Source organism: Lentzea rhizosphaerae, from assembly GCF_042649515.1.
Classification (GTDB): Bacteria; Actinomycetota; Actinomycetes; order Mycobacteriales; family Pseudonocardiaceae; genus Lentzea; species Lentzea aerocolonigenes.
On record NZ_JBHRZI010000011.1, the window covers coordinates 420,981 to 445,915 of the forward strand.

Annotated in this window: 21 protein-coding genes; 7 read left to right on the forward strand and 14 right to left on the reverse strand. The window is 68.3% G+C overall.

Features of this window, described 5'->3' with window-relative positions:
• Positions 1–55 precede the first annotated feature (55 nt).
• On the reverse strand, positions 56–2,998 hold the full coding sequence (gene secA / locus ACFOWZ_RS09345; RefSeq protein WP_449280278.1) for a preprotein translocase subunit SecA: 2,943 nt from the start codon (positions 2,996–2,998) through the stop codon (positions 56–58).
• 391 nt (positions 2,999–3,389) lie between these two features.
• Entirely contained in the window at positions 3,390–4,058 is a 669-nt protein-coding gene (hpf, locus tag ACFOWZ_RS09350; RefSeq protein WP_030471266.1) for a ribosome hibernation-promoting factor, HPF/YfiA family, read from the reverse strand.
• 942 nt (positions 4,059–5,000) lie between these two features.
• On the opposite strand from hpf, the gene ACFOWZ_RS09355 reads away from it, so the two are divergent.
• Positions 5,001–5,606 carry a ComF family protein gene (locus tag ACFOWZ_RS09355; protein WP_382371146.1) on the forward strand — a complete coding sequence of 202 codons (606 nt, stop codon included), beginning with the start codon at positions 5,001–5,003 and terminating at the stop codon, positions 5,604–5,606.
• A 159-nt stretch (positions 5,607–5,765) separates the two neighbouring features.
• On the opposite strand, the gene ACFOWZ_RS09360 is transcribed toward ACFOWZ_RS09355, so the two are convergent.
• The 5 genes from ACFOWZ_RS09360 to ACFOWZ_RS09380 form a co-directional block, all read right to left on the reverse strand.
• On the reverse strand, positions 5,766–7,502 hold the full coding sequence (locus ACFOWZ_RS09360; RefSeq protein ID WP_382371148.1) for an LpqB family beta-propeller domain-containing protein: 1,737 nt from the start codon (positions 7,500–7,502) through the stop codon (positions 5,766–5,768).
• Complete coding sequence (mtrB, locus tag ACFOWZ_RS09365; RefSeq protein ID WP_382371150.1) at positions 7,499–9,247, reverse strand: MtrAB system histidine kinase MtrB; 1,749 nt, start codon at positions 9,245–9,247, stop codon at positions 7,499–7,501. The genes ACFOWZ_RS09360 and mtrB overlap by 4 nt, the downstream gene beginning before the upstream one ends.
• A gap of 10 nt (positions 9,248–9,257) precedes the next feature.
• Positions 9,258–9,935 carry an MtrAB system response regulator MtrA gene (mtrA, locus tag ACFOWZ_RS09370; protein ID WP_030471262.1) on the reverse strand — a complete coding sequence of 226 codons (678 nt, stop codon included), beginning with the start codon at positions 9,933–9,935 and terminating at the stop codon, positions 9,258–9,260.
• 185 nt (positions 9,936–10,120) lie between these two features.
• Positions 10,121–10,951, reverse strand: a complete 831-nt coding sequence (locus ACFOWZ_RS09375; protein WP_382371153.1) for an SAM-dependent methyltransferase — start codon at positions 10,949–10,951, stop codon at positions 10,121–10,123.
• 76 nt (positions 10,952–11,027) lie between these two features.
• Positions 11,028–11,672 (reverse strand): dTMP kinase, encoded by a 645-nt coding sequence (locus ACFOWZ_RS09380; protein WP_382371155.1) that lies wholly within the window; start codon positions 11,670–11,672, stop codon positions 11,028–11,030.
• A gap of 145 nt (positions 11,673–11,817) precedes the next feature.
• On the opposite strand from ACFOWZ_RS09380, the gene ACFOWZ_RS09385 reads away from it, so the two are divergent.
• Positions 11,818–12,786: a hypothetical protein gene (locus ACFOWZ_RS09385; RefSeq protein WP_382371157.1), complete on the forward strand. Its 969-nt coding sequence runs from the start codon at positions 11,818–11,820 to the stop codon at positions 12,784–12,786.
• Between the two features lie 236 nt (positions 12,787–13,022).
• Here the strand turns inward: ACFOWZ_RS09385 and ACFOWZ_RS09390 are convergent, their stop codons facing one another.
• Together ACFOWZ_RS09390 and ACFOWZ_RS09395 are read right to left on the reverse strand one after the other, a co-directional pair.
• Complete coding sequence (locus ACFOWZ_RS09390) at positions 13,023–15,062, reverse strand: hypothetical protein (protein ID WP_382371159.1); 2,040 nt, start codon at positions 15,060–15,062, stop codon at positions 13,023–13,025.
• Between the two features lie 21 nt (positions 15,063–15,083).
• Positions 15,084–15,473 (reverse strand): hypothetical protein, encoded by a 390-nt coding sequence (locus ACFOWZ_RS09395; RefSeq protein WP_382371161.1) that lies wholly within the window; start codon positions 15,471–15,473, stop codon positions 15,084–15,086.
• Positions 15,474–15,541: 68 nt separating this feature from the next.
• On the opposite strand from ACFOWZ_RS09395, the gene ACFOWZ_RS09400 reads away from it, so the two are divergent.
• Both ACFOWZ_RS09400 and ACFOWZ_RS09405 read left to right on the forward strand, forming a co-directional pair.
• A complete protein-coding gene (locus ACFOWZ_RS09400; RefSeq protein WP_382371163.1) occupies positions 15,542–16,393 on the forward strand; it encodes a DUF5753 domain-containing protein in 852 nt (283 codons plus the stop codon).
• Positions 16,368–16,544, forward strand: coding sequence for a DUF397 domain-containing protein (locus ACFOWZ_RS09405; RefSeq protein ID WP_382371165.1), 177 nt, complete (start codon positions 16,368–16,370; stop codon positions 16,542–16,544). Before ACFOWZ_RS09400 ends, ACFOWZ_RS09405 begins: the two co-directional genes overlap by 26 nt.
• Here ACFOWZ_RS09405 and ACFOWZ_RS09410 read toward each other — a convergent pair.
• Positions 16,528–16,950 (reverse strand): hypothetical protein, encoded by a 423-nt coding sequence (locus ACFOWZ_RS09410; protein WP_382371167.1) that lies wholly within the window; start codon positions 16,948–16,950, stop codon positions 16,528–16,530. The two genes, ACFOWZ_RS09405 and ACFOWZ_RS09410, sit on opposite strands and share 17 nt — an antisense overlap.
• Positions 16,950–17,402 (reverse strand): hypothetical protein, encoded by a 453-nt coding sequence (locus ACFOWZ_RS09415; RefSeq protein WP_382371169.1) that lies wholly within the window; start codon positions 17,400–17,402, stop codon positions 16,950–16,952. Before ACFOWZ_RS09415 ends, ACFOWZ_RS09410 begins: the two co-directional genes overlap by 1 nt.
• Before the next feature lie 107 nt (positions 17,403–17,509).
• Between ACFOWZ_RS09415 and ACFOWZ_RS09420 the strand changes: the two genes are divergently transcribed.
• Positions 17,510–17,659, forward strand: coding sequence for a hypothetical protein (locus tag ACFOWZ_RS09420; RefSeq protein ID WP_382371171.1), 150 nt, complete (start codon positions 17,510–17,512; stop codon positions 17,657–17,659).
• Positions 17,660–17,733: 74 nt separating this feature from the next.
• Here the strand turns inward: ACFOWZ_RS09420 and ahcY are convergent, their stop codons facing one another.
• The gene (gene ahcY, locus ACFOWZ_RS09425; RefSeq protein ID WP_382371173.1) at positions 17,734–19,197 is read right to left on the reverse strand and encodes an adenosylhomocysteinase; all 1,464 of its coding nucleotides are present in this window, start codon (positions 19,195–19,197) and stop codon (positions 17,734–17,736) included.
• Between the two features lie 99 nt (positions 19,198–19,296).
• Here ahcY and ACFOWZ_RS09430 point away from each other — a divergent pair, with 99 nt between their 5' ends.
• Together ACFOWZ_RS09430 and ACFOWZ_RS09435 are read left to right on the forward strand one after the other, a co-directional pair.
• Positions 19,297–21,702 (forward strand): hypothetical protein, encoded by a 2,406-nt coding sequence (locus ACFOWZ_RS09430; RefSeq protein WP_382371175.1) that lies wholly within the window; start codon positions 19,297–19,299, stop codon positions 21,700–21,702.
• Between the two features lie 10 nt (positions 21,703–21,712).
• Positions 21,713–22,237, forward strand: a complete 525-nt coding sequence (locus ACFOWZ_RS09435; protein WP_382371177.1) for a GNAT family N-acetyltransferase — start codon at positions 21,713–21,715, stop codon at positions 22,235–22,237.
• 51 nt (positions 22,238–22,288) lie between these two features.
• Here the strand turns inward: ACFOWZ_RS09435 and ACFOWZ_RS09440 are convergent, their stop codons facing one another.
• Together ACFOWZ_RS09440 and ACFOWZ_RS09445 are read right to left on the reverse strand one after the other, a co-directional pair.
• On the reverse strand, positions 22,289–24,175 hold the full coding sequence (locus tag ACFOWZ_RS09440) for a PIG-L family deacetylase (RefSeq protein WP_382371179.1): 1,887 nt from the start codon (positions 24,173–24,175) through the stop codon (positions 22,289–22,291).
• A gap of 125 nt (positions 24,176–24,300) precedes the next feature.
• The gene (locus ACFOWZ_RS09445; protein WP_382371181.1) at positions 24,301–24,885 is read right to left on the reverse strand and encodes a TetR/AcrR family transcriptional regulator; all 585 of its coding nucleotides are present in this window, start codon (positions 24,883–24,885) and stop codon (positions 24,301–24,303) included.
• Positions 24,886–24,935: the final 50 nt, after the last annotated feature.

Consider the following 24,935-nt stretch of genomic DNA (forward strand, 5'->3'; position numbering starts at 1 on the left):
CCTTTCGTTCACTTGGAACGCACGAAAGGGCCCCGCGTGCGGACTGCAACTGCGGTCAGCGGTGCTTGCGCTGGTTCTTCGCCGCCTGACGGGCTGCCTCGCGGCGCTCCTTGCGGGTGCCGCCGCCCTGCTGGCCGCCGGCGCCGTTCGGCTCGCCGTGCTGCTCGACGCCGCCGTCCTCGGCCGGGCCGCTGTAGCTCAGGTGCTGCTGGCCGGGGCCACCGAGACCCTTGCCGCGCAGGGCGGGCGGGATCGCGTTGCCGCTGGCCAGCTGGGCCATCGCCGGGCCGGCGGGGGCCTCGGCCTGCTGCTGGGCCTGCTGCTGCGCGGCGGCCGCTGCCCGAGCGCGGGCACGGGCGCCACCGCCCTGCGGCTGCACCTGCGGAAGGGCCTGCGGCGCCGCGCTCAGGGTCACGGGGACCTCGGGCTGGGCGGGCTCCGGCTCGGCCGCTTCGACCTGGAGGTTGAACAGGAAGCCGACGACCTCTTCCTTCAACGCGTCGAGCATCGCGTTGAACATGTCGAAGCCCTCGCGCTGGTACTCGATGAGAGGGTCGCGCTGCGCCATGGCGCGCAGGCCGATGCCCTCCTTCAAGTAGTCCATCTCGTAGAGGTGCTCACGCCACTTGCGGTCCAGCACGGACAGCAGGACGCGACGCTCCAGCTCACGGGTCGCGCCCTCGCCGACGCGGCCGTCGATGTCGGCCTCGCGCGCGCGGTAGGCGTTCATCGCGTCCTCGACGAGGAGGTCGCGCAGGTACTCGCGCGTGATGTCCTCGTCGGACTCGAGGAGCTCCTTCGCGTCCAGCGTCACCGGGTACAGCGTCTTGAGAGCGGTCCAGAGCTTCTCGAAGTCCCAGTCCTCGGCGTAGCCGTCGGCCGTGGCGCCGTTGACGTACTCCTCGACGACGCTCTGGATCATGTGCTCGACCTGTTCCTTCAGGTCTTCGCCGGCGAGAACGCGGTGGCGCTCGGCGTAGATCACCGTGCGCTGGCGGTTCATGACCTCGTCGTACTTGAGGACGTTCTTGCGGATCTCGAAGTTCTGCTGCTCGACCTGGGTCTGCGCGCTGCGGATCGCGCGGGTGACCATCTTGTGCTCGATCGGCACGTCGTCCGGCACGTTCAGGCGCGTCATGACCATCTCGACCATGGACGCGTTGAAGCGGCGCATCAGCTCGTCCTGCAGCGACAGGTAGAAGCGCGACTCACCGGGGTCGCCCTGACGGCCGGTACGACCGCGGAGCTGGTTGTCGATGCGGCGCGACTCGTGGCGCTCGGTGCCGAGCACGTAGAGACCACCGGCCTCGCGGACCTCGTCGGCCTCCGCCTTGCCCTGGATCGTCAGCTCCTCGACGACCTTGGCCCAGGCCTCTTCGTACTCCTCCGGCGTCTCCACCGGGTCGAGGCCGCGCTCGCGCAGCTCGTGGTCCGCGATGATGTCCGGGTTGCCGCCCAGCACGATGTCCGTACCGCGACCGGCCATGTTCGTGGCGACCGTGACGGCACCCTTGCGGCCGGCCTTCGCGATGATCAGCGCCTCGCGGTCGTGGTGCTTCGCGTTCAGCACCTCGTGCGGGATACCCCTGCGCAGCAACAGCTTCGACAGGTACTCGGAGCGCTCGACGCTCGTCGTGCCGATCAGGACCGGCTGACCCTTCTCGTGCTTCTCGGCGATGTCGTCCGCCACCGCGTCGAACTTGGCCTCCTCGGTCTTGTAGACGAGGTCGGGCTGGTCCTTGCGCTGCGGCGGGCGGTTCGTCGGGATCGGGACGACACCCAGCTTGTAGGTCTGGTGGAACTCGGCCGCCTCGGTCTCGGCGGTACCGGTCATGCCGCCGAGCTTCTCGTAGAGGCGGAAGTAGTTCTGCAGCGTGATCGTGGCGAGAGTCTGGTTCTCCGCCTTGATCTCGACACCTTCCTTGGCCTCGATCGCCTGGTGCATGCCCTCGTTGTAGCGGCGACCGGCGAGCACGCGGCCCGTGAACTCGTCGACGATCATGACTTCACCGTTGCGGACGATGTAGTCCTTGTCGCGGTTGTAGAGCTCCTTCGCCTTGAGGGCGTTGTTCAGGTAGCCCACCAACGGCGTGTTCGCGGCCTCGTACAGGTTGTCGATGCCGAGCTGGTCCTCGATGAACTCGACACCGAGCTCGGTGACGGCGATCGTGCGCTTCTTCTCGTCGTACTGGTAGTGGTACGACTTCGACTTCTCCTCGACGACCTCGAGGCGCTCCTTCTGCGAGAGCGTCGTGACGTCGATGCCGCGCATCCGCGGGGCGAGTCGGGCGAACTCCGTGTACCAGCGCGCCGACTGCTCGGCGGGGCCGGAGATGATCAGCGGCGTGCGGGCCTCGTCGATGAGGATCGAGTCGACCTCGTCGACGATCGCGAAGTAGTGGCCGCGCTGCACGCACTCGTCCAGGCTCCACGCCATGTTGTCGCGCAGGTAGTCGAAGCCGAACTCGTTGTTCGTGCCGTAGGTGATGTCCGAGTTGTACGCCACACGGCGCTGCTCGGGCGTCATCTCGGAGAGGATCGCGCCGACGGACATGCCGAGGAAGCGGTGCACGCGGCCCATCCAGTCCGCGTCGCGCTTGGCCAGGTAGTCGTTCGTGGTGATGACGTGAACGCCCTTGCCGGCGATGGCGTTGAGGTAGACCGGCATGACCGAGGTGAGGGTCTTGCCCTCACCGGTGCGCATCTCGGAGATCTGCCCGAGGTGCAGCGCGGCGCCACCCATCAGCTGCACGTCGTAGGGGCGCTGACCCAGGGTGCGCTTCGCGGCCTCGCGGGCGACGGCGAACGCCTCGGGCAGCAGCTCGTCCAGGGACTCGCCCTCGGCGTGGCGTTTCTTGAACTCGTCGGTCTTGGCGCGCAACTCGGCGTCGGAGAGGTCGACCACGTCATCTTCCAGCCCGTTGATGGCGTGTGCGATGTTGCGGAGGCGCTTGAGCATCTTGCCCTCGCCGGAGCGGAGCAGTCGGGACAGCACCATCTGGATAGACCTCATCACCTGTATCGCGGCGCGCCCACGTCGGACGCCTTTCCCCTGCCCATCGTAGGCAAGTCGCCAAGATGTGTGCACAGACACAGGCGGATTGGGTCGCCTGACCTGGTATGGGCAGGTCAGGTGCCGTCTGCGGGGGTGTGCCGCCATCTTCGGCTACTGCTGTGGTGAACGCATGAGGCCCGCGTGAAGGTTCCTGGTCGGACGAGATTCACCTTGACGGTGAACGTCCGGGTGAGGAATGAGGCCGGGTGGCGGTAGACGCAGGCCGCCGACCTGGGCACACAGCGCTCGGACACCGCGCCGCGACAGACGCGCGCCGCCGCCCCGCACGCGAGGGGTGCGGGGCGGCGGCGGTTGAAGGAACGGGGTCAGCGGATCAGGCCAGCCTGATCACGCCGTAGTCGAATCCCTTCCGGCGGTAGACGACACTCGGGCGCCCGCATTCGGTGTCGGCGAACAGGTAGAAGTCGTGTCCGACCAGCTCCATCTCGTAGAGGGCCTGGTCGACGGTCATCGGTTTGGCGGCGTGCTCCTTTTCGCGTACGACGCGTCCGGGCAACTTGTCTTCGAGGCCCTCTTCCCAACGCTGCGCGGGCACTTCCGCCATGCCCTCGTAGTCGGCCTCGGGTGCGTCGAGCACCGCGGTCTTCGCGCGGCGCGACGTCATGCTTTCGCCGGCGGACGGGATCTCCCCCAGTCCGCTTGTCGCTTCGGCCACCGAGATCGGGGCCCGCGCCCCGTGGTGGACGCGCCTGCGGTCGTGCGACCGACGCAGACGGTTCTCGAGCTTCGCGACCGCAGAATCGAGCGCGGCGTAGAAGTCACCCGCGCAGGCTTCGGAACGGACCACAGGTCCACGTCCCTTGCCGGTGATTTCGACCCGCTGGCAGTTCTTCGACTGTCGGCGGTTCGGCTCGTGGAAAAGCTCCACGTCGAAGCGGATGACCTTGCGGTCGTAGCGCTCAAGCCGGGCCAGCTTTTCGGCGACGTGCACCCTGTAGTGATCGGGCACCTCGACGTTGCGGCCCTTAACGACGATGTCCATACACGACCTCCCTCGCTTTGCTGCGAGCTATGGCTGGACTGCATTCAGAGCGCCGTGGCGATCATGGATCGCAGATGTGTCGCAGAGGGTCGTCTCCCTCAGCTCTCACGGCGCCAGGGTCATGGGCTGTTCGCCTCCTCCCCGCGGGCCGGGAACGCTGATAGCGGTGCACGTTAGCTTGGGATTCACCGTCGCGTAAGCCCCCTTGCCGGGGGAACGCGCAGATTTTTTGGTGACTACGCAGCGCGACGACAGCGCGTTGCGAGTCGTGTCCCGAGCGTGCCACGAACCAGGTTCACCGGCATGTCGCTCACCCGTACGGCGCAGCCGCGACCCGGCACTCGACGGCAGCTTCGCTGCGTCGAACGGTCCCAGTCGCGGCCTCATACCCAGCCAACGGCCGACCCGCGCGTCATGTTCCCGAAACTTCGAAGAGATCGATTCCGATCCACTTCGCGGGACCGAACGGCACTTCTTGCGAGTGAACCGATCGGTTCCGCCGCCCGATCACGACCCAGTCACGCCGGGCTGAACGGCCGATTTCGCCCAATACCGGACAAGACCGTTGATCACCATCAGCGGCTAATGCGGTAATAACCGCTGGTCAGATCCAGATGTGAATAGTCGTTAACTTCCGGGGGGCGCGCTCCACGGGCCCGGCGTGGCCTGCGCGCTCGTGGGTGGCGGACGCCGCGGTGGCGCCGCGGCGACCAACGTGCGGACGTCTCAGTTCTGAAACCTCGCCTCAACAGTCGTTGGGACAAACGGGTCGAAACGAGTAACCGGATCTTGGGGCGTCGTCACAGAAGTGCTGCCGAGCACAGGTTTCCGGTCGTGGTCGTGGGCGTTGGTGATCGACAACGCAACACGAACTTCACCCTTGTGGGCGGTGCCGAAAGTCCTCGCCCATTTTTTGTCAGACCCCGCCGCCATCCTGGTGCCATGACAGCACTCGACCTGCTCCTGCCGTCTTCTTGCGCCGGCTGCGGCCGCCGCGGCGCCACGTGCTGCGCGGCGTGCCTCGACTCCTTCGGACCACCCAACGCCGTCAAGGTCCCCGGTGTCGGCCCGCCAGTGTGGACGCTCGCCGCCTATCACGGCCCCGCAAGGGAACTGGTGCTCGCCTTCAAGGAACGGGGCGCACGAGCCCTCTCAGCGTGGTTCGGCGCGATGGTGGCAGCCGCGCTGGCCTCGGTGGGCTCCGCACCGTGGACGCTGGTCCCAGCGCCATCTCGTGTGAGCGCCGCAAGGGTGCGCGGGGGCGACCACATGCTGAGGGTGGCGCGTGCCGTGGAGATCGCGGCGGTGGCACCGGTGCTGAGGCTCGCGCCCGGGGTGGTCGACTCCGTCGGGTTGAGCGCTGGGGCACGCCGCCGGAATTTGGAGGGGCGGGTCGAGGTTTGCGGGCGGCCTCCGCCGGGGACGACGGTCCTGCTGGACGACGTGATCACGACCGGGGCGACGGCGGCCGCTTGTGTGCGGGCGTTGCGGCGGGCCGGGGTGCGGACGCACGCGGTGGTGGCGCTGACGTCGGCGAGGCCGCAGTAGGGCGCGAGGCCGGGACCGCAGTAGGCAAGCAGCGGCGGCATGGCGAGCCCGCCCACGCCCTGAGCAAGCGGGCCCGGCGGTGGGGTCCCGTCGCCAACGCAACCACCTACGCAACAGGCACCCGCCAACGCACCCCAGGGAACGCCCCCAGAGCCCAAATCACCCCGGATAAAACACCAACGCCCCAGCCGAAACCCGAATCCCGCTGGCCCTCCAAACATCAGTGATGTCCGAAGCCGACCACAACCCGGAAGGATCGATCACCTGAACCTGCCGAGCCGGCGCCGCAGCCACCGACCCGACCGGCACGGTGAGGTTCGACTGGCTGTACCGGTCCAACTTGTACCCGTCCGCATAAACCTTGGTAACCGGCAACGCGGTCAACGAAGACGAAACCACCAGCACGTCCTGCGACAACCAGTCGATCGACTGCACGGACGACCCGAGCGTCGACGGCTGGATCTGCCGCGGCGAGCGCAGCGCCACGTCCTGGTCGTGGCGCACCACCGACGCCACGTACAACCGACCGGCGATCACCAGAGCCGCGCGCGTGCCGTCGCGGGACAGGCGCAGTTCGCTGATGGCGCCGAACGGGGAGATCTCGGTGATGTTGACGCCCTTGGCGGTCCAGCTGCCGTTGTCGGAACGGGTCACGCGGGACACGGAGGCGCCGTCCACGACGGTCCACACCTCGGCTCCCGGTTCCTTCGGGCCGCTGGAGAGCAGCCAGGTCGGCCTCGACAAAGTGGTCGCACGCTGGTCCACTTCGGACAGTTCCTGTTCCAGCTCGCCGACGCGCAGGCGCATTCCGCCGCCCGCTCGGTACACCACGGCCAGACGTGAGCCGTCGAGGGACTGGGCCGCCGACACCGCGCCGTACGCGCCGGCGCCTGCTGGGCCCTTGATCGGGTTGCCGTCGGTGAGGGAGCGGATCGAGCCGTCCACCACGAGCATGCCCTGGAGGTTCGCGTTCAGGGCCAGCAACGACTCGCCCGCGGTGGCCGAGACGTCGGACGGCCGGTAGTCGCGTTGGTCCGGGAGGATCTGCTGGCCGTCGACCAGCACTCGCACGCGGGACGTGGTGACGCCGGAGTACGACTTCACGACCTGGGCCACGATCTGCTTGCTCTTCTCGGGCGTGAGGTCCTTGCCCACCTTGGTGAGGTTGACCTCCAGCGCGCCGTCGTCGGCCTCCTTCGTCTCCGAGAAGACGTCGGTGTCCGGGCCCAGAGCGCTCACCAACGTGTCGCGCACCGCGTCACCGGGGCCCTTGATCAGCAGCTCCGTCACGCGCGTCGGGATGCTCGTGGCGGGCGGGATCACGACGTAGCGCGGGTCCGGCACGAGGACGCTGAACTCGCGGTTGTAGAAGTACAGCGTCACGCGGCGGTAGTTGCTGTTGAACAGGTTCTGCGGCATGTACACGCCCGGCGGCGGTTCGGAGATCCGCCACTGGTTCTCGTTGTTGCGCTCGAGCTTCAGCATCTGCTTGAGGTCGTCGAGCCGCGGCACGAACGAGTTGTCGTTGCCCAGGCGGCCGACGTACTTGCCCTGCAGCAGAACGGTTGTCGTCTTGTCCTGCGGCCCCAGGGGCGTCGGCACGGTCGCGAACGCGGTCTCGATGATCGTGGGGTTCTTGGTGTCCCACTTCTTGTCCGCTTCCGGCGTCAGGTAGGCGCGGGCGGCCGCGAAGTCGCGGTCCGGGTTCGAGGTCGCGTCGATGAAGTCGCGCACGAGCGTGATCGGGTCGAGGTTCTGCCGCGGCTCGGGAGCGGTGACGGTGTTCGTCGTCTTGCTGTCCTTGGGGCCGATCGGCTTCGGCTGCGTGTTCGTCGGGATCGCGGCGCACCCGGACAGGGTCACGAGGACGAGCGCCAGCACAGCCAGCCGTTTCACCGCACTTCCTCCGAAACCTCGTCCTTGGCGGGTCCGTCCACGGGCTCGGCGGGCTGCCAGGTGATCTCCTCCGGCGTCAGCTCGACCTCGTCCGGTTCGGTGTGCACGACCGGTTCCTCCACCACCGCAACGGGTGCGAGCTCGATCGCGGGCGCGAGCGGCAACGGGCTCTCGCGCAGTTCCTCGCCGTGTCGGCGGGGCAACGTCAGGCGGAACACGGCGCCGTGGCCGGGCTCGCCCCACGCCTCCAGCCAGCCGCCGTGCAGGCGGGCGTCCTCCAGCGAGATCGACAGGCCCAGGCCAGTGCCGCCGGTGCGGCGGTTGCGGGACGGGTCGGCGCGCCAGAAGCGGCTGAACACCAGCTCGGCCTCACCTTGCCGCAGACCGACTCCGTGGTCCCGCACGGTGATCGCGACCGCGTTCTCGTTGCCGCGCATGGTCAGCTCGACCGGCTGGCCCTCGCCGTGGTCGATGGCGTTCGCCAGCAGGTTGCGCAGAATCCGTTCCACGCGACGGGAATCCAGCTCGGCGACGAGCTCGGAATCCGGCAGGTCCAGCACGACCGGCGAACCCGCGCTCGTCGAGATCGCGCGCACCGAGTCGTGCGCACGGCGCGCCAGCACGCGAATGTCGACCTGGTCGGCGGTCAGCTCCTCGACACCGGCGTCCAGCCGCGAGATCTCCAGCAGGTCGCCCAGCAGCGACTCGAACCTGTCGAGCTCGTCGACCAGCAGCTCCGTCGAGCGCGCGAGGCCTGCGGGGAACTGTTCACGTGAGGCGTGCAGGACGTCCGCGGCCATGCGCACCGTCGTCAACGGCGTGCGCAGCTCGTGCGAGACGTCCGAGGTGAACCGGCGTTGCAGCTGGCCGAACTCCTCCAGCTGCTTGAACTGGGCCTGGATCGACTCGGCCATCTCGTTGAACGACTCGGCCAGGCGCGCCACGTCGTCCTCGCCGACGACGTGCATGCGTTCGTGCAGGGTGCCGTCCGCGAACCGTTCCGCGACCTCGGCGGCCTGCCGCACCGGGCGCACGACCTGGCGCGTCACGAGGTTCGCGATCAGCGCGAGCAGGATCAGCAGCACGATGCCGCCGACCACGAGCGTCGACTGCACCACCTCGGCGGTGCGCTGCTCGGAGGTCAGCGGGAAGATCAGGTACAGCTGCATCGAACGGGCGGACGTGCTCATCGGCAGGCCCACGACGAACAACGTGGTCGGCGTGTTGCCGCGCTGCACCGTGTGGATCTGGGTGCCCTCGTCGCCGTTCTCGACCATCTCGCGCAGGGCGCGCGGAACGTCCTCCAGCGGACCGACGGACGGCACGCGCCCGGCACCGCTCGAACCCAGCCCGTCGGCCAGCACGGGTTCGAACGCGCCGGCGCCCGCCGTCGTGGCGTCCGTTCCGGTGCCACCGACGGCGAGCTTGTTGATCGCGCTCGTGAACCGCGTCTGCACGCTGTCCGGGCCGGGGTTCAGGCCGACCAGGTCGGACTGGATCAGGTTGCGCGAGGCCATGGCCTGGCGCACCGCCGCCTCGTCCTTGGTGTTCAGCAGCTGGTTGGTGATCTGCATCTGCAGCACCATGCCCAGCACGAACACCACGGCGGACGACAGCGCGAGCGTGGACACGACCACGCGCAACTGCAGCGAACGACGCCACAGATCACCAAACGCGGCCCATCGCTTCCGCGCTTCCTCGACGAGGAACTGCGCCTTCGCGACGACCGGTCCAACGAACTTCATACGCCACCTGTCACGGAGGGCCGGCCTTGTACCCGACACCTCGGACAGTCAACACCACCTCGGGGTGCTCCGGGTCCCGTTCGACCTTGGAACGCAGCCGCTGCACGTGCACGTTCACCAGGCGCGTGTCGGCGGCGTGGCGGTAACCCCACACCTGCTCCAGCAGCACCTCGCGGGTGAACACCTGACGCGGCTTGCGGGCCAGTGCGACGAGGAGGTCGAACTCCAGCGGCGTGAGCTGGATCGGCCTGCCCTCGCGCAGCACCTCGTGGCCGGGGACGTCGATGGTGAGATCGCCGATCTGCAGCACCTCGGACGGCTCGGCCTCGGTGCGGCGCAGGCGCGCCCGGATGCGGGCCACCAGCTCCTTCGGCTTGAACGGCTTGACGACGTAGTCGTCCGCGCCGGACTCGAGGCCCAGCACCACGTCGACCGTGTCGCTCTTCGCGGTGAGCATCACGATCGGCACGCCCGACTCGGACCTGATCGCCTTGCAGACGTCGATGCCGTTCATGCCCGGCAACATCAGGTCGAGCAGCACGAGGTCGGGCTTGAGCTCGCGCAGCGCGGGCAGGGCACGGGCACCGTCGGCGACCACCGCGGTGTCGAAGCCCTCCCCGCGCAACACGATCGTCAGCATCTCCGCCAGGGCGGGGTCGTCATCGACGACGAGCACGCGTGCCTTCATACTCAATATCGTCGCACTGCCGGTCGCGCGTTCGCGCACCGCCCATGTTCCGTTGCCGCTGGTGGCGATGTGCGCTCGTTCGGTAACCGGCTGGAACCCTCGCTCCACGTGCCCCACCTCGCCCGATTCGGCCTGCTCGTCGCCGGGTTATCCGCACGACGGTCACCTTTCGTTACCTGGAGTTGTCAGGCCGTGCGGACGGCGGAGGCCAGCCAGATGCGCGCGTCACCCACCTTCCGCGGATCGGTGATCGCCGGGACCGCGCGGCCGTGCCGGGCGGCGAGGTCGATCTGGTGCGTCACGGTGGCGTGCCAGCCGTGGCCGCCGAGCCACTCGACCGGGTCCTCCACGTCGGACTGCCAGCGCGCGTTCATCGTGCCGAACCGCTCGTGCACGGCTCTCATCTGCGGCAACTCGCGGAACTCGCGGTTGACGTGTTCGAGCGCGAGCGTGCTGCCGCGGGTCGACAGCGCGCTCACCAGGTACATGACCTGCTCACCGGCGTCCGGCGGCAGAAACATGAAGAGGCCCTCCAGCAGCCATGCCGTGGGCCTCTTCGGGTCGAACCCCGCGCGGATCAGCGCTGTCGCCCAGTCGTCGCGCAGGTCGCACGGGACGACGGTCCGTTCGCACAGGGGTTGAGCACGTAAGTCGTGCAGGGCGTCTTCCTTGAACCCGACGAGCTCGGGCAGGTCGAGCTCGAAGACTGTTGTGCCCGGCGGCCACTGCAGCCGGAACGCCCTGGTGTCGAGGCCCGCCGCCATGATCACGACCTGGGGTTTGGCCGCGGCGAGGAGCTCGTCGTCGAAGTACCGGGTGCGCAGGACGAAGTGGTCGCCTGCGAGGGTGCGGACGCCGTTCAGGTCGCTCGCGGAGCCGGCGGCCTCCACGAGTCCTGCGGCCAGGGGGTCGTCGAAGAGGCGGCGGAGATGACCTTGTTCCTGTGCGCGGGCGGCAGCGATCAGGACAGCCGTACGAGCTACACCGACCGGGGGGCGCTGCAGAACACGCTTCAAATCGTGATCTCCTATACACTCACAGTGACGTACCGGACACACGATCGTGTCAACCGGTACACACGTGAGCGACCACTCAAGGAGTGAAGAGTCGTCCCAAAAGGGACGAAAAGTTCACGTTTGACCGCCCGTCGACCACTTGCCACGGGGCCAGCCAGTTGATCTTCGCCAATCCGTCGTAAACGATTCCGCACCGAGCCTGCAACGAGCCATCGGACTCGTAGAGGTCCCTCGCACGCGAGTAGTCGTCTTGCTCGCGTTGCGCGGCTCGTTCGGCCGCGACCTCCACGGGCACGCGCAGCAGCAGGTGAAGATCGGGAACGGGCAGCCCGAACCGTTCGATCTCCAACTCGTACACCCATCGGACGAACTCGCCGTTCTCGTCCTGGTGGAGGCGGGCAGCGCTGTAGGCGGCACTGGACGCGACATAGCGGTCGAGCAGGACCACGTCGTGCTCCTCGAGGTCCTTGCGGATCTCGTCGGCCGCACCGCGCCGGTCCAGCGCGTACAGCACGGCCATGCCGTACACGGAGTCGCTGAGGTCGCCGAGCCTGCCGTACAGGCCGTCGCGGACCAGGTCAGCGTGCACGCTCTGGCCGTAGCGCGGGAACGCGTGAGTGGCCACGGTCCTGCCCTGAGCACTCAGCGCCTCGGTCAACCCGTTGGCGAGCGTGCGCTTGCCGGCCCCGTCCAGGCCTTCGATCACGACGAGCTTTCCCACGCCGCGAACCCTAACTCCACACCGTTCCGCCACTCACACGGCCGTTCCACGTCCCCCACACGGGCGAAATCCGATCTTTCGATCACCAGAACGAGTGACTACGGTGAACAGTCACACGGCGCGTGTGTGAAGGGTAGGTGCCGCGGTGGCCGCGGAATCCGGGCACGCCGGGTCGGTCGACGAACCGATCGGTAACCCGACCGGGGGTCTGCCGACCCCGCTCGCCGAGACGCTGCGCTACGGGCCGTTCCACCGCGCACTGCGCGAGGCGATCGCCCACCGGGGCCTCTCGCTCGCCAGGCTGCGCGCTCACCTCGAACAACTCGGTGTCCAGGTAGGCCAGTCGACTCTCTCCTACTGGCAACGGGGTCTGCGCCATCCCGAGGTACCGCGTGCCATCAGCACGGTGCGCGCGCTGGAGTCGGTGCTACGCCTACCGCCGTCGTCCTTGTTGGACCTCATCGGACCGCGCACGGCCAACACCTACGCACCACGGCCGGTGGCGACCTGGCCGGAGCCCGCACCACTGCTCGCGTCGTTCGACTCCGTCCCGGAGGCCGCGCGCGGCAACGCGGAGCTCGAAGTGCTGTCCGTGCACGACACGGTCCAGATCGGCATGCACCGCGAACAGCGCTCCATCACCACACGGCTGGTCGTGCGCGCGGTGCGCCAAGGTCCGGACCGGTACCTGGCGGTGCACCACGGCGACGAGGGAGCGCTGATCGAGAACGCCTTGGTCAGAGCCGGCGAAGGCTGCCGGCAGGGGCGGCTGCGCCGAGAAAGCGCTTCCCGCAAACTGGCGGTGGAAATGCTGTTCGACCGGCGGCTCGCGGCCGGTGAGGAGCACGTCTTCAGCTTCACGATCGTCGACGACACCGGCAGCGCCACGCAGGGACACCACCGGACGTTTCGCGAGATGTGCGGCTCGTACCTCGTGCAGCTGTCGTTCCACCGGCGCGCGATGCCCGCGCGCTGCATGAAGCAGTTCCGCGCCTCGGCCGACGCCACGCCGGTCGACGTCGAGGAGCTGGTGTGCGGGCTCGGCGGGGTCGTCAGCGCGTACTTCGGCGACGTGGGGCCGGGAATCGCGGGCATCGCCGTCGAGTGGTCGTGAGCCCCCCCGCACCGCCGGCGAAGGGTTTCGTGAGGGCGGGAAACGCCCGAACCTCGGGGGTCTGGGGGTCGTCCCCCAGAAGACACGGCGACCGACATGGTCCGCGCAGTCCGCGGACACACGTCGCCGGAGGGAAGCGAGAAGGCTAAAACCGGCGGCCCGAAGGCCAGACCGGGCCCAGAATTAGCAGGAAGCTCTCTCATGGCCTCGCGGCTGCAACGGTAGCAGTGAAACCCTCAGTCCGACAGCATGTTTCCCAGCTGGGCGACAGTGGTGACACCGCCGGTCTCCGCCTGCGAAAGTCCGATGTGGACGATCGGAGCGTCCGATGTGGAACCCTTGCGCCCGAACAGTTCCGCCAGCTTGCGCACGGTGAAGTACTTGCGGTGCAACGCCGCCGATGCGATCAGCTTCGTCAGGTCGCGGTTCTGCTCGACCCGGTTGCCCCACGACGTGCCGCGCAGGTAGAGGTGCAGCCAGGTGCCGAACCAGCTGTCGCCCTCCCGTTCGAACATCACCGGCAACGCCACCTTTCCCTTGCCGCGCATGGCTGAACGCGCCCGGACCGTGCTCGGCTCGAACGGCTTGCCCATCTGGTCGCGGTCGCGGCTCATGAACCCGAACATCGACTCGGCGACGTCGTCGAACCCCTCTCCCGAGTAGATGTTCACCTGCGGCACCACGTACTTCGCGTGCAACGCGTCTGCGTGCAGGTCGATGAACTCCGTGGCACCGTCCGGGGCCTCCGTGACGTCACCCGAGTAGTAGGCGCCCTTGCGCTTGAGCCACGTCCACGACACGTGCCCCTTGAACTCGAAGTTCTCGTTGAGCAGCGCCGCGGACAGGTCGTAGTCGGTCCGCTTGACGCGCTGCCGCCAGTGCACGAAGAACCGCAGGACATCGCCTTCGAACCACAGCTTCGACCCGCGTGGCAGCACCCCGAAGCCGTCCTCAGTGGCCGTGCCGGACATCGGCACGACGACGTCGAGGACCTCCGGGTCGACGACCAGCTCGGAGAAGTCCGGCAGTCTGCGCACCAGTTCGTCCTCGACGACCGCGGTGATCGCGGCGACGGCCGCGGGGTCGAGCGGCGGGCGGGTGTCGTCCTCGATCCACACCTTGCGGCCGCGATTCGCGAACACCCTTGCCGCGTCCGGCTTTTCGCGGTTCGCCAGGTGTTCCAGCACCGACACCAGCACGCGGCCGGACACGTCGGGCGCGGCGGCTCGGACGGCTTCCTCGACGTTCGAGGCGCCGTGCCTGACCAGCCGGTCCACCTGACGCAACAACATGCCGGGCGCCTTCGCGAGGATGCGCAGCGCGAGGTCGGCATCGCCGTCCGCGAACGCGACCTCCACCTGACCCGCGAACGACCGGACGGTCTTCTCCTTGCGCGCCACCGCGAACACGTCCTGAGCGTGCTCGAACGGGTACTCGTGCGGGTGCAGCCGCTCCCCCAGCCGCTTCCACGCCTCGCGGTGCTGGTGGACGTCGCCGAACTTGCTCGGCGCCACCTCGTTCAACGCGGCGAGCAACGCCCGGCGCTCGGCCCTGCGGAAGGACCGGAAGCGGGTGGGCTCCCTCAGCGTGACGTCACCGCCGGACGCCTCGCTCGCCAGGCGCAGCACGTCCGTCACCGTGTCGGTCCCCGTCAGCGGCCGCTGCGCGACGAGGCGCGCGGCGTTGAGGATCGCGCGGTTCTCCCTGGTCGGAACGTCTCCCGAGGCGAGGTCGAGGCGCTGCGTGGCGAGCTCGCCGAGCAACGCCCGGTCGGCCTCACCGAGCGGAATCGGGCTCGCGGCGAGCTCCAGGTACAGGCGGGTGATCTCGTCGTCGAGGGTGCCGCCGAGGTGCAGGACGGTGACGCGGTCCTTCAGGGACGGGATCAGGTCGTCGTGCGCTGCGAGCATCTCCTCGTACGTGTGCTGGACGCGGCCGTACTTCGGCAGGTCGAGGAGGTTGCCGGTGAACTCGGCGACGTCCCCGATGCACTCCAGCCAGAACTCGACGGTGTCCGGCACGTTGCGCGGGAAGTCCCTGAAGTACGGGTTGTGCTGGGCCTGCGCGCCGACGAGCTCCTTGACCGCCCGGACGATCTCGTGGGAGTACTCCACGGCATCAGCGGTGCCGGAGACGTGTTCGAGCAGCTCGCGCGAGGCCTTGAACCCGACTTTGAGCAGCGCGGCGTCGAGCTGTCTGGCGGTCGCGCCGCCATCGCCCGCGGCGCCGTCCGACTGGGGCACGCGCAGGGTCTTCTTGATGATGGTCGTCCGCACCAGGCCAGTAAAACCCGCACGTCAACCGAGTTCCGAGAGGGCTTTCCCGTACTGCGCGCGATCGAACCGGAACGGCCCGAAGCCGCTGTAGTCGCGGTCCTTCCGGCGCGGCTGGCGGAACCCGTCCCAGACGATCGTGTCGCCGTCGACGCCGATGTCCGCGAGCAACGGCCAGCAACCGGTGTCGCCGCACGAACAGGCGAGCACGATCCGGCTCTTGCCCGGCCGGAACGAGTCGGCGTCCCGCACGTCGGCGATGAAGCCGCCGTACATCTCGCCGGCGGGCTTCATGGTGGCACGCGCCTCGAAGGCGTCGATCAGGTCGGTGAGCGGCGTACCGTCGACCAACGGCACGATGGCATCGCACGACCAGACGTCGTGCGTCTCCACCGCGAAACCGAACTCGTTCACGAATCTCAGCGTAATTCCACCCGTTTGGGCACGCTGTTGTTTTTCCTCCATCGCCTAACGTCGAATCCATGAACGGCGATCCGTCCACTCCGTACAGCCGTGACCTGGGTGATGAGCTGCGACAGGTGCGGGAGCGCTTCACGACCTTCCGCTCGCGGAAGATCGCCCGGATGCTCGGGTGGGATCCGGGGAAGGTCTCCAACATCGAGCACGGCAAGGTGCGGGCGAGCGAGATCGACCTGATCCAATACCTCGGCAGGTGCGGCCGCAGTCAGAAGTTCATCGAGGACTTCCTGAGCCGATACCGGTCCGCGTTCGACGACTACTTCGTGCAGGTCCCCACCAACCTGCGGACAGTAACGATGGCCGAGTCGAGCGCCGACAAGATCACCAGCTACAGCCTGACGACCATTCCTGGCTTGGTGCAGACCGAGGACTACGCAACAGCGCACTTCGAGGCTGGCACGATCGCTCGGGACGAGATCGCGGCGGCTGTTCGCTTCCGGGTGGAACGGCAGGCGATCCTAAGTCGGCCGAATCGCCCGCTGTGCACCTTCTTCATCCACGAGAACGCCCTGCGGCTCAAGGTCGGTAGTGATGCGATCATGGAAGACCAGCTCATGAGGCTGCTCTTCCACACCCACATCATCCGGATCGTGCCGGCTTCAAGTGGCCCAGCAGGAGTTTTCGCGGCTCCATACGTGCTGTGGGAGTACGAGAAGCGCAGCAGCGTCGCCTACACGGAATCCGACCTCGCGATGGTGTTCGTTCAGGACCTGGCCGGAGTCAAGACGTGCAAGTCGATCTTCGCGCATCTGGATGCGCTGGCACTCAGTGAGGAACAATCGCGATCGATGGTGGCGGATCTCGCCAGCCGATCGCGGGAGGACCTCAATGGCCGGAGACTGCACCTGGCGTAAGAGCAGCTACAGCGGTAACGCGGACGCGGGCAACGAGTGCGTCGAGGTGGCGTTCGCCCAGGTCGTGCGCGTCCGTGACTCGAAGAACACCGCCGGCCCCGAGCTGAAGTTCAGCGTCGAGGCCTGGCAGGGGTTCATCGGAGCTCGGTAGGCAGCGGCAGGCCCAGCGCCGTCAGCAACCGCGCCGTTTTGATCTCGACCAACCACTCGGCGGGGTCGTCGTTCCCCGACTTGCCCAGCCAAGTGTCCTCGGGGTCGTCCTCGGCCAGGTAGCCGCGGATCTCCGCCGCGGCACGCCCGGACCAGGCGGCCAGCCCCTCCGCCTCGCGATCTGGATCCGTGGGTGCGGAGGCCTCGGGGTAACCGAAGTAGGCGCGCGGGGTCTGGCCGAGATACGCCACGCCGGTCCCAGGCCCGGCGGGCGCGTAGACGACCTCGGTGAAGTCGCTGTTGAGGATGTTCATCCACAGGAACGGCTCCACCAGCGGCGGCCGCTCGGCCTCCGGCAGGGTGATCCACCGGCCGTGCTCGAACGCGTACGTGCCGAAGAACCCCATTACCGGCTGAGCTCGACCGGCAGCGGCAGGTCCAGCGCCTCCAGGAACCGCGCCGTCTTGATCTCGACGAACACGTCGACGTCCTCGACGTCCTGTTCGTCCTCCACCGAGAAGTCGTCCGGGTCCTCGTCCTCAGCCAGGTAACCGAGGATCTCGGCCTGCTTGGCCGTGACATCGCCCGAGTTGTTCAGGGCCCACCACGCGGCCAGCCCCGCCGCCTCGCGAAGCACGTCCGTGGGGTCGGACGCGTTCGGGTTCTCGAAGTAGGTGCGCGGCGTCAGCCCGAGGTACGCGACACCGGTGCCGGGGCCGGCCGGCGCGTAGACGACCGAGGTGATGTCGCTGTCGTGGATGTCGATCCACAGCGACGGCTCGTCGAGCGGCGGCAGCTCGCCCTCGGACAGCGTCTTCCACTGGCCGTGCTCAAACGCGTAAGTGCCGAAGAATCCCACGACGCACATGAAACAGGGGGCCTCCCGCGGCACGCGCGGGAGGCCCCTGGGAAACCACGATCAGCAGCGGTGCGTCACCGGATGGCACGGTCCGCCGTTGGCTCACCGTGCTGAAGAAAGAGGGGTCGGTCGCGACGACCGGCGTGTCCGAAGGCAGCAAGAACGTGAAGTACCGCCGGACCGGGAAGAGCTATCTGACGGACGGCGAACCTCAGGAACTCGGCTGGCTCACTATCCTGCACGCTAGCAGTCTGTGAGCAGTAAGACGGCGACACGGATGAACGGCGCTTTTGTCCACCTGAAGTGGACAAAAGCGCCGTTCATCGCGAACTCAGTAGCGGTAGTGGTCCGCCTTGAACGGGCCCTCGACGTCCACGTCGATGTACTCGGCCTGGTCCTTGGTCAGCTTGGTGAGCTTGCCGCCCAGCGCCTCCAGGTGGATGCGCGCGACCTTCTCGTCCAGCACCTTGGGCAGGCGGTAGACCTCGTTGTCGTACTCCTCGTGCTTGGTGAACAGCTCGATCTGCGCGATCACCTGGTTCGAGAAGGAGTTCGACATGACGAACGACGGGTGGCCCGTCGCGTTGCCGAGGTTCAGCAGGCGGCCCTCGGACAGCACGATGATCGTGCGGCCGTTCGGGAAAACCCACTCGTCGACCTGCGGCTTGATGTTGTTGCGGCGGATGCCGGGGTAGCGGGCGAGGCCGGCCATGTCGATCTCGTTGTCGAAGTGGCCGATGTTGCCGACGATCGCCTGGTGCTTCATGTTCGCCATGTGCTCGACCATCACGACGTCCTTGTTGCCGGTCGTGGTGATGATGATGTCGGCGCGGTCCAGGACGTCCTCGAGGCGCTGGACGTCGTAGCCGTCCATGGCGGCCTGGAGGGCGCAGATCGGGTCGATCTCGGTGACGATCACGCGGGCACCCTGGCCGCGCAGGGACTCCGCAGCGCCCTTGCCGACGTCGCCGTAGCCGCAGACGACCGCGACCTTGCCGCCGATCAGGACGTCGGTGCCGCGGTTGATGCCGTCGATCAGCGAGTGGCGGATGCCGTAGCGGTTGTCGAACTTCGACTTCGTCACGGCGTCGTTGACGTTGATGGCCGGGAAGAGCAGCTCACCGGCGGCGGCGAGCTGGTACAGGCGCATGACGCCCGTGGTCGTCTCCTCGGTGACGCCGCGGATGCCGGCGGCGATGTTCGTCCACTTCTTGCCGTCCTGGGCCAGCGAGTTGCGGAGCGTCTCGAGGACGATCTTCCACTCTTCCGGGTCGTTGTCCTCGGCGTTCGGGACGACACCGGCTGCTTCGTACTGGACGCCCTTGTGGACCAGCAGCGTCGCGTCGCCGCCGTCGTCCAGGATCATGTTCGGGCCCTTGCCGTCCGGCCAGGTGAGCATCTGCTCGGCCGTCCACCAGTACTCCTCGAGCGTCTCGCCCTTCCACGCGAAGCACGGGATGCCCTTGGGCTCCTCCTCCGTGCCGTACGGGCCGACGACGACGGCCGCGGCCGCGTGGTCCTGCGTCGAGAAGATGTTGCAGGAGGCCCAGCGCACCTCGGCGCCCAGGTCGACCAGGGTCTCGATGAGCACAGCGGTCTGGATCGTCATGTGCAGCGAGCCCGAAACACGCGCACCCTTGAGCGGGTACACCCCGGAGTACTCGCGGCGGAACGCCATCAGGCCGGGCATCTCGTGCTCCGCCAGACGGATCTCCTTGCGACCGAACTCGTGGAGTGACAGGTCGGCCACTGCGAAGTCGATGCCGTTGCGGGTCTGCAAGCGGTCCGCGGTCATTGAGAAGTCCTCCAGGGCACTTCAGTGAAGGGTGTCTTCCGACCATACCGCCCGTTGATGCACCACTATGACCCCTACTTCGGGTGAGGGAGGTCTCGGGTGTTGATCGCGGGCCCGGACACACGTGTCGTCGAGCTGAGGGTGCACGGCGTGCAAGGAACGACGCCGCAGACGCTCGTCGACGCCGTCGCGGCCGTGGACGTTGCGGGAGACGGACTCGGGCGCATCGTGCGTCCGGCGGACAGACTTCGCAGGCCGGCACCCGGTCCCGTGCTGCAGACGGAGGGGCGGCCCATCCCCCGCGTGGTGGAGGGGTACCTGTGGGGTGGAATGACGTCCGGCGGTGTGGCCAAGGCCACGTGGGCGCTGCTCTTCCCGTTCAGCATCGCGAACGTCGCGCACTGGATGCTGCCTCCCGTCCCCGAGCGCAACCTGCCCGCTCACCTGCTCGGCATCGGCCTGCGATCGTTGCTGCGGGTGTTCGCGCTGCTGCTCACGGCGTTGCTGGTCGCGCAGATCTCCGTGGTGAGCCTCGATCTGCTGGCGGCCCAGTGTCTGCGGCCGGGTAAGCCTTGCCTGACCAGCATTCCGGCCGATGTGCGTGCTCTTCCTTGGTTTCGGACTTTCCTGGGACTGCTGCCGATCGTCGCCGTCATCGCGGTGATGCGGCGGGTCTCGCACGTCGACTGGCGGATCGAGCGCAAGGAGATCGCCGACGCGGAGGACAAGGACCAGCAGCCCTCGTCCGGACTGCCCGGCGCGCACGTCGCGACCGACCCCGACACGCCGGCGCTGCGATCGCTGCACGTCGTGGCGGCGCTCGCGGTGACGTCGCTGATCGCGCTCGGTGGACCGTTGAAGCAGCTCACGGCCACCGGAGGGATGGGCGTGGCGATCACGGTCGCGTGGGTCGTCGCGCTCGTGTTCATCGGTGTGTCCGTGCTCGGTGTACTGCTGCTGGACGACCCGACGGGCGGTGCGCCCCATCGCGGCGGACGGTGGCTGCGGGCCGCTCTCGGCAAGAAGCCTCGTCGTGCGTTGTTGGCGTTGGCGGTGTTGCTGATGCTCACGACGCTCGGGTTGCTGGAGCAGCTGCCGTTGCGGGTGCCGGGCGCGGACGTGACCGTGCAGGTCGTGGCGTTGCTGATGGCGTTCGTGCTGGTGCTGTTCGGGCTGATGCTGCTGCCCGCCGCACTGCTGGCGCGCAGGACGTGGGCCGCGCTGCCCCGCGAGCTGCGGCCGTGGGCCGGTGGCTGGTTCTCCGCGCCCGTGCTGGCGATCGCCGGACTGCTCGGTGGCGGGTTCGGTGCCGGGGTCGCGCTGCCGGTGCGCAAGGCGTTGGGAAGTGACCTGCACCTGCCCGTCGGCTACGACTACATCACCCTGTTGTGGGGTGTGGCGGGCGCGTTGGGGCTGCTGAGCACGTTCGCGGTGGCGTCGTTCACCGGCGCGGTGCGGTGGCGGGCGTTCCGCAAGGGCAAGGTGTGGGCGCGTGAGGCGTCGTTGCTGCACTCCGGCCGGATGCGCGACCTCCGCGCGGCGACGCGCGCGTGGTGGTGGGCGCGTTGGGAACGCAACCACGGCCATCACATGATCCTGATCATCGCGTCCGTGCTGGTGGTCGGCGCGGTGGTGGCGACGGTCCTGCGGATCCGCAACGTGCCGCCTGCCACGTGGATCGCGCCGTTCTCGGCGTTCGGCGTCGGCGTGCTCGGCCTGCTCGCGGTGTCGTTGCTGCGGGCCGTTTATCTGGCGGCGCGGCAGCCCGAGTCCGGACGGCGGCTCGGCATCATCGCGGACATCGCGCAGTTCTGGCCGCGCGAGGCGCACCCGATCGTGCCGCCCTGCTACGCGCTGAAGGTCGTGCCGGAGCTGGTCGCCCGCGTGCAGGACCACCTGCGCGACCCCGGCACCCGCGTGGTCCTCTGTGGACATTCGCAGGGCTCGCTGCTGGTCGCCGTCGCGGCTGCCAGGTTGCTGGAGGAACTGCCGTCGCACGACCGCGAACGGATCGGTCTGGTGACGGCGGGCTCGCAGCTGCAGTGGGCGTACCCGCGGGCGTTCCCGGCGGTGGTGCCGCACGCTTCCCTGGCCCGGTTGTCCGGAGGTCTCGACGGGCGGTGGCGCGCGCTGTGCCGCGGCACGGACCCGTTGGGCGGCGCGGTGATGACGTGGCGGCGGCAGGTGTTCGACGGGATGCTGCTCGGCGTCGGCTACCGCCCGGACGGCTCGGAGGGCGCGCTGGCACCGGCGTTGCGCGGGCCGACGGGGGCGTTGGTGCTGGGCGGCGACCACTGGTTGCCGGACCCGCAGCGCGGCCCGTTCCCCGGACGGCGGTGGCGGTCCGGGGTGTCGGCGCACTCGGACTACACGTCGGATCCGGAGTGGGACCGGGCCGTGGCGATCGCGGCGGGACTGCTGGAGGTCGACGCACCGGAGTCGCCGCCGCTGCCGTTCGCGCGCAGGCCCGAAACGCGGTCGCGTGACGCGTTGGGCGGGTCCTAGGCTTCGGCACATGCTGACTGGGGACCTGGTCCGACTGCGACCAATCGAGCCGGAGGACGCCGACGCGTTCTACCGCTGGCACAACGACGAAGAAGTCATGCGCTGGTTGCAGAGCTACTTCCACGAGTCGCTGGCGGCCCTGCGCAAGCGCTTCGCCGAGCGCCAGGAGAACAGGTTCGAGAAGTCGACCTTCTGCATCGAGACGCTGGAAGAACGCAAGCTCATCGGCGTGGTGGCGTTGCGGGACGCGGACCCGATCAATCGGCGCGCTTCGGTCGACATCTACATCGGCGAACCCGAGTTCTGGGGCGGCGGCTACGGCACGGACGCGCTGCGACGGGTGTGCCGGTACGGGTTCGACACGCTGCGGCTGCACTCGATCGAGCTCACCGTCGTCGAGGCGAACGAGCGGGCGATCAAGTCCTACAAGAAGATCGGCTTCCAGGTCGACGGACGGCTGCGGCAGGCCTTCTTCCGCGACGGCGAGTGGCACGACGAACTGCTGATGTGCGTGCTGCCCGACGAGCTCACCTGAGGGCGGGCGCCCGGCGATCGAGCGCCCGCCTGCACTTCGGCACGATCAGGGCTACCCGACCAACTCCCAGCCGCGGAACGCGCCGTCGTCGTTCTGGGATTTGACGTACAGGCGGCCGTCGTACCCGAGGACCGCCAGCACCACCAGTCCGTCGCGATCGGTCGCCGCCGCAGGTGTCCCGACGATGCTGCCCCGCTGGTCGGCCCAACCGCCGAACCCGCCATCGGGTGCGACCTGGGAGCTCGTGCTGACGCCGCCGCCACCGTTGCGCGTCGCCACCAGGATCCGACCGTTCCCCGGAGTGACCGCCGCAATCTCGCCGACGCCACCGTGGCCGCCCGTGTTCGCCGGAGTCGGGTTGAACGCGCCGTTCACCGCGATCTGGTAGATGGTCATCACGTTCGCGGTGCCCGCCTGCCGGTAGAACACCTCGATCCGACCGGACTGGTCCTTGCCGACCGTGAGCCCGCTTCCCGGTGGCACCTGCGGGAAGTTCGTGTCCACCTGGAACGCCGCGTTCGCACTGGGCTGGTACCAGTGCTGGATGCCCGACGGGGTGGGGGCGAACAGTTCGATGCGGCCGTCGTTCGTCACGGCCGCGGCGGGCGGACCTTGGACGTACGTCCCGCCCATGTCCGCCCAGGTGTCGTTCCAGCCGCCGTTCACCTGCACCTGCCAGCGGGAGCTGACGCCACCACCGGCGTTGCTGACGAAGACCTGCAGCCTGCCGTCGCCGTTGGACGCCACGACCGGCGAGCTGGTGTTCAGAGCACCGACACCGCCGGAGGGGTTCCCCAACGAACCCCAGGCCCAGGTGCTGCCGGTCTGGAACCGCGAAATGATCTCACCGGTGTCCGCGCGTTGCCCGAACACCTCGAGACGGCCGTCCTGGTTGTTGCCCACCGCCAGCCCGACGGCCAGTGCCCCACCCGGATTGCCGTGCGAGACCGGACCCTGCCACGCGAAGGTGGCGTTCTGGAACCACTCGTAGAGCTTGCCGCCCGCCACGGCGAACGCGTGCAGTCTTCCCGTCGAGTCCATGCGCATCCACTGCGTGCCACGGGGGTGTCGTGAGTACTGGCGTTGTTCCCACTGCTCGAAGTCGCCGACCTGAGTGGCCAGCGGGTCGTGTGGCAGGTAGTGGTCCACGACGATGCGCATCTTCTCGTCCCGGTGAGCCGGCATGAGATTCGCCGGCAGCTCCGAAATGTTGTAGTCGCGGTAGTGCTCCAACAGCACGCGCGGGTGCGCTGCCGAGTAGCGGTCGACGGCTTTGTCCGCGAACCACGCGGCGGCGACGTGGTCCTGGTGGTCTCCTCGCAGACGGAGGTCGGGTGCCGGGTCCTGCACGCGGACGAGCGTCGCCGAGTAGGTCTCCAGCACCGCGGCCAGGACGTCCACCACATCGCCCTGGTCGTAACGTTGCGGTGGGGCGTTCTCCATGTGGAGGGTGTCGGTCACCAGGGACGCGTTGTCCCGCAGCTTGCTGAGCGCTCCACCACTCAGGAACCGGGTGTCCGCGTTCTCGGGGAGGTTGAGGCACACGAGTCGGACGTGCGGCGCCCCGATGAGCGTGAAGAGCTGGACCACGTGGTTCGAGAACACCGGGGAGCTGGCGGTCCAGCACCCTCCTGGTCCAGCGCTGCTCAGCTCGCAGCCGGTCACCCTGGCCATGGCCGCGTAGGACTGCCGCGCGCCGGCCTGGCGTTGTGCCGCGTATGCCTCCGGGTCGGGTGTCGATTCAGGTGCGGCCTCGCCCGCGGTCACGAAGACGGTCGTCGTCTCATAGCCGTTGTTGATGCCCGTGGCGATGTCCGGGTTCATGAAGAGCAGGTCGTCGTCCTGGTGCGCGACGATCTGCACGATGCTCTGCGGCTGCGCTGCCACCGCCGGTCCCGTCGCGGACATCAAGGATGCCGCGGCCAGTGCCACCACCATTGGTACAACTTGATTTCTCACGTGGCCCCCCAGGGCGTTCACCGGGCACGCCGTGGATGGCGCGTCCACGGCGATCTCACCAGAAAGCGCCTCGCGCGCGAGGCGGAATACGCGACCTCACCGCGTCATGAGGCCACGAGCGCGGGGGCGAGGTGACCGATCGCCTCGCGCAGGTGGTCCTCGACGGAGGCGCTCGGGACCACGACGAGACCTGAAGGACGCACGCCCACCCACCGCTGCACGGCGATGCGTGCGGCGGCGGACACCGCGGCGGCGAGCACGGCGGCACCGAGTTCGTCCTTGCCCAGTCGTGCCGCGATCACCTCGGCGATCGGCGGTTCCATGGACGACGTGGAGTCCAGGTAGGCCTCGCGCAACGACGGCGTCGAGGTGATCAGCGCGAGGGCCTCCGACGGCGGTTCGCGGTACTGCTCGGCGAACGCGGCAACGATCGAGTCGACGAGCGGCTCGTCGGCGGACCGGGAGCTCAGCGCTTCGGCCACCCGGAGCGCGCGCGTGGCCGTGATGCCCGCGACGATCGCCTGCTCGCGGCTCGCGAAGTAGTTGTTGTACGTGCGCGGCGAGACGTTCGCCGCCTCCGCGATCTCGTCGACCCGCACGTTGTCGACGCCCTTCTCCAGGGCCAGTCGCAACGCGGCGGCCGACAGCGCCGCACGGGTCTCGGTCTTCTTGCGCTCACGCAGTCCCACGCGATCACTGTAGAGACCTGTTGCAACACGATCGCTACCGATTGACTTTC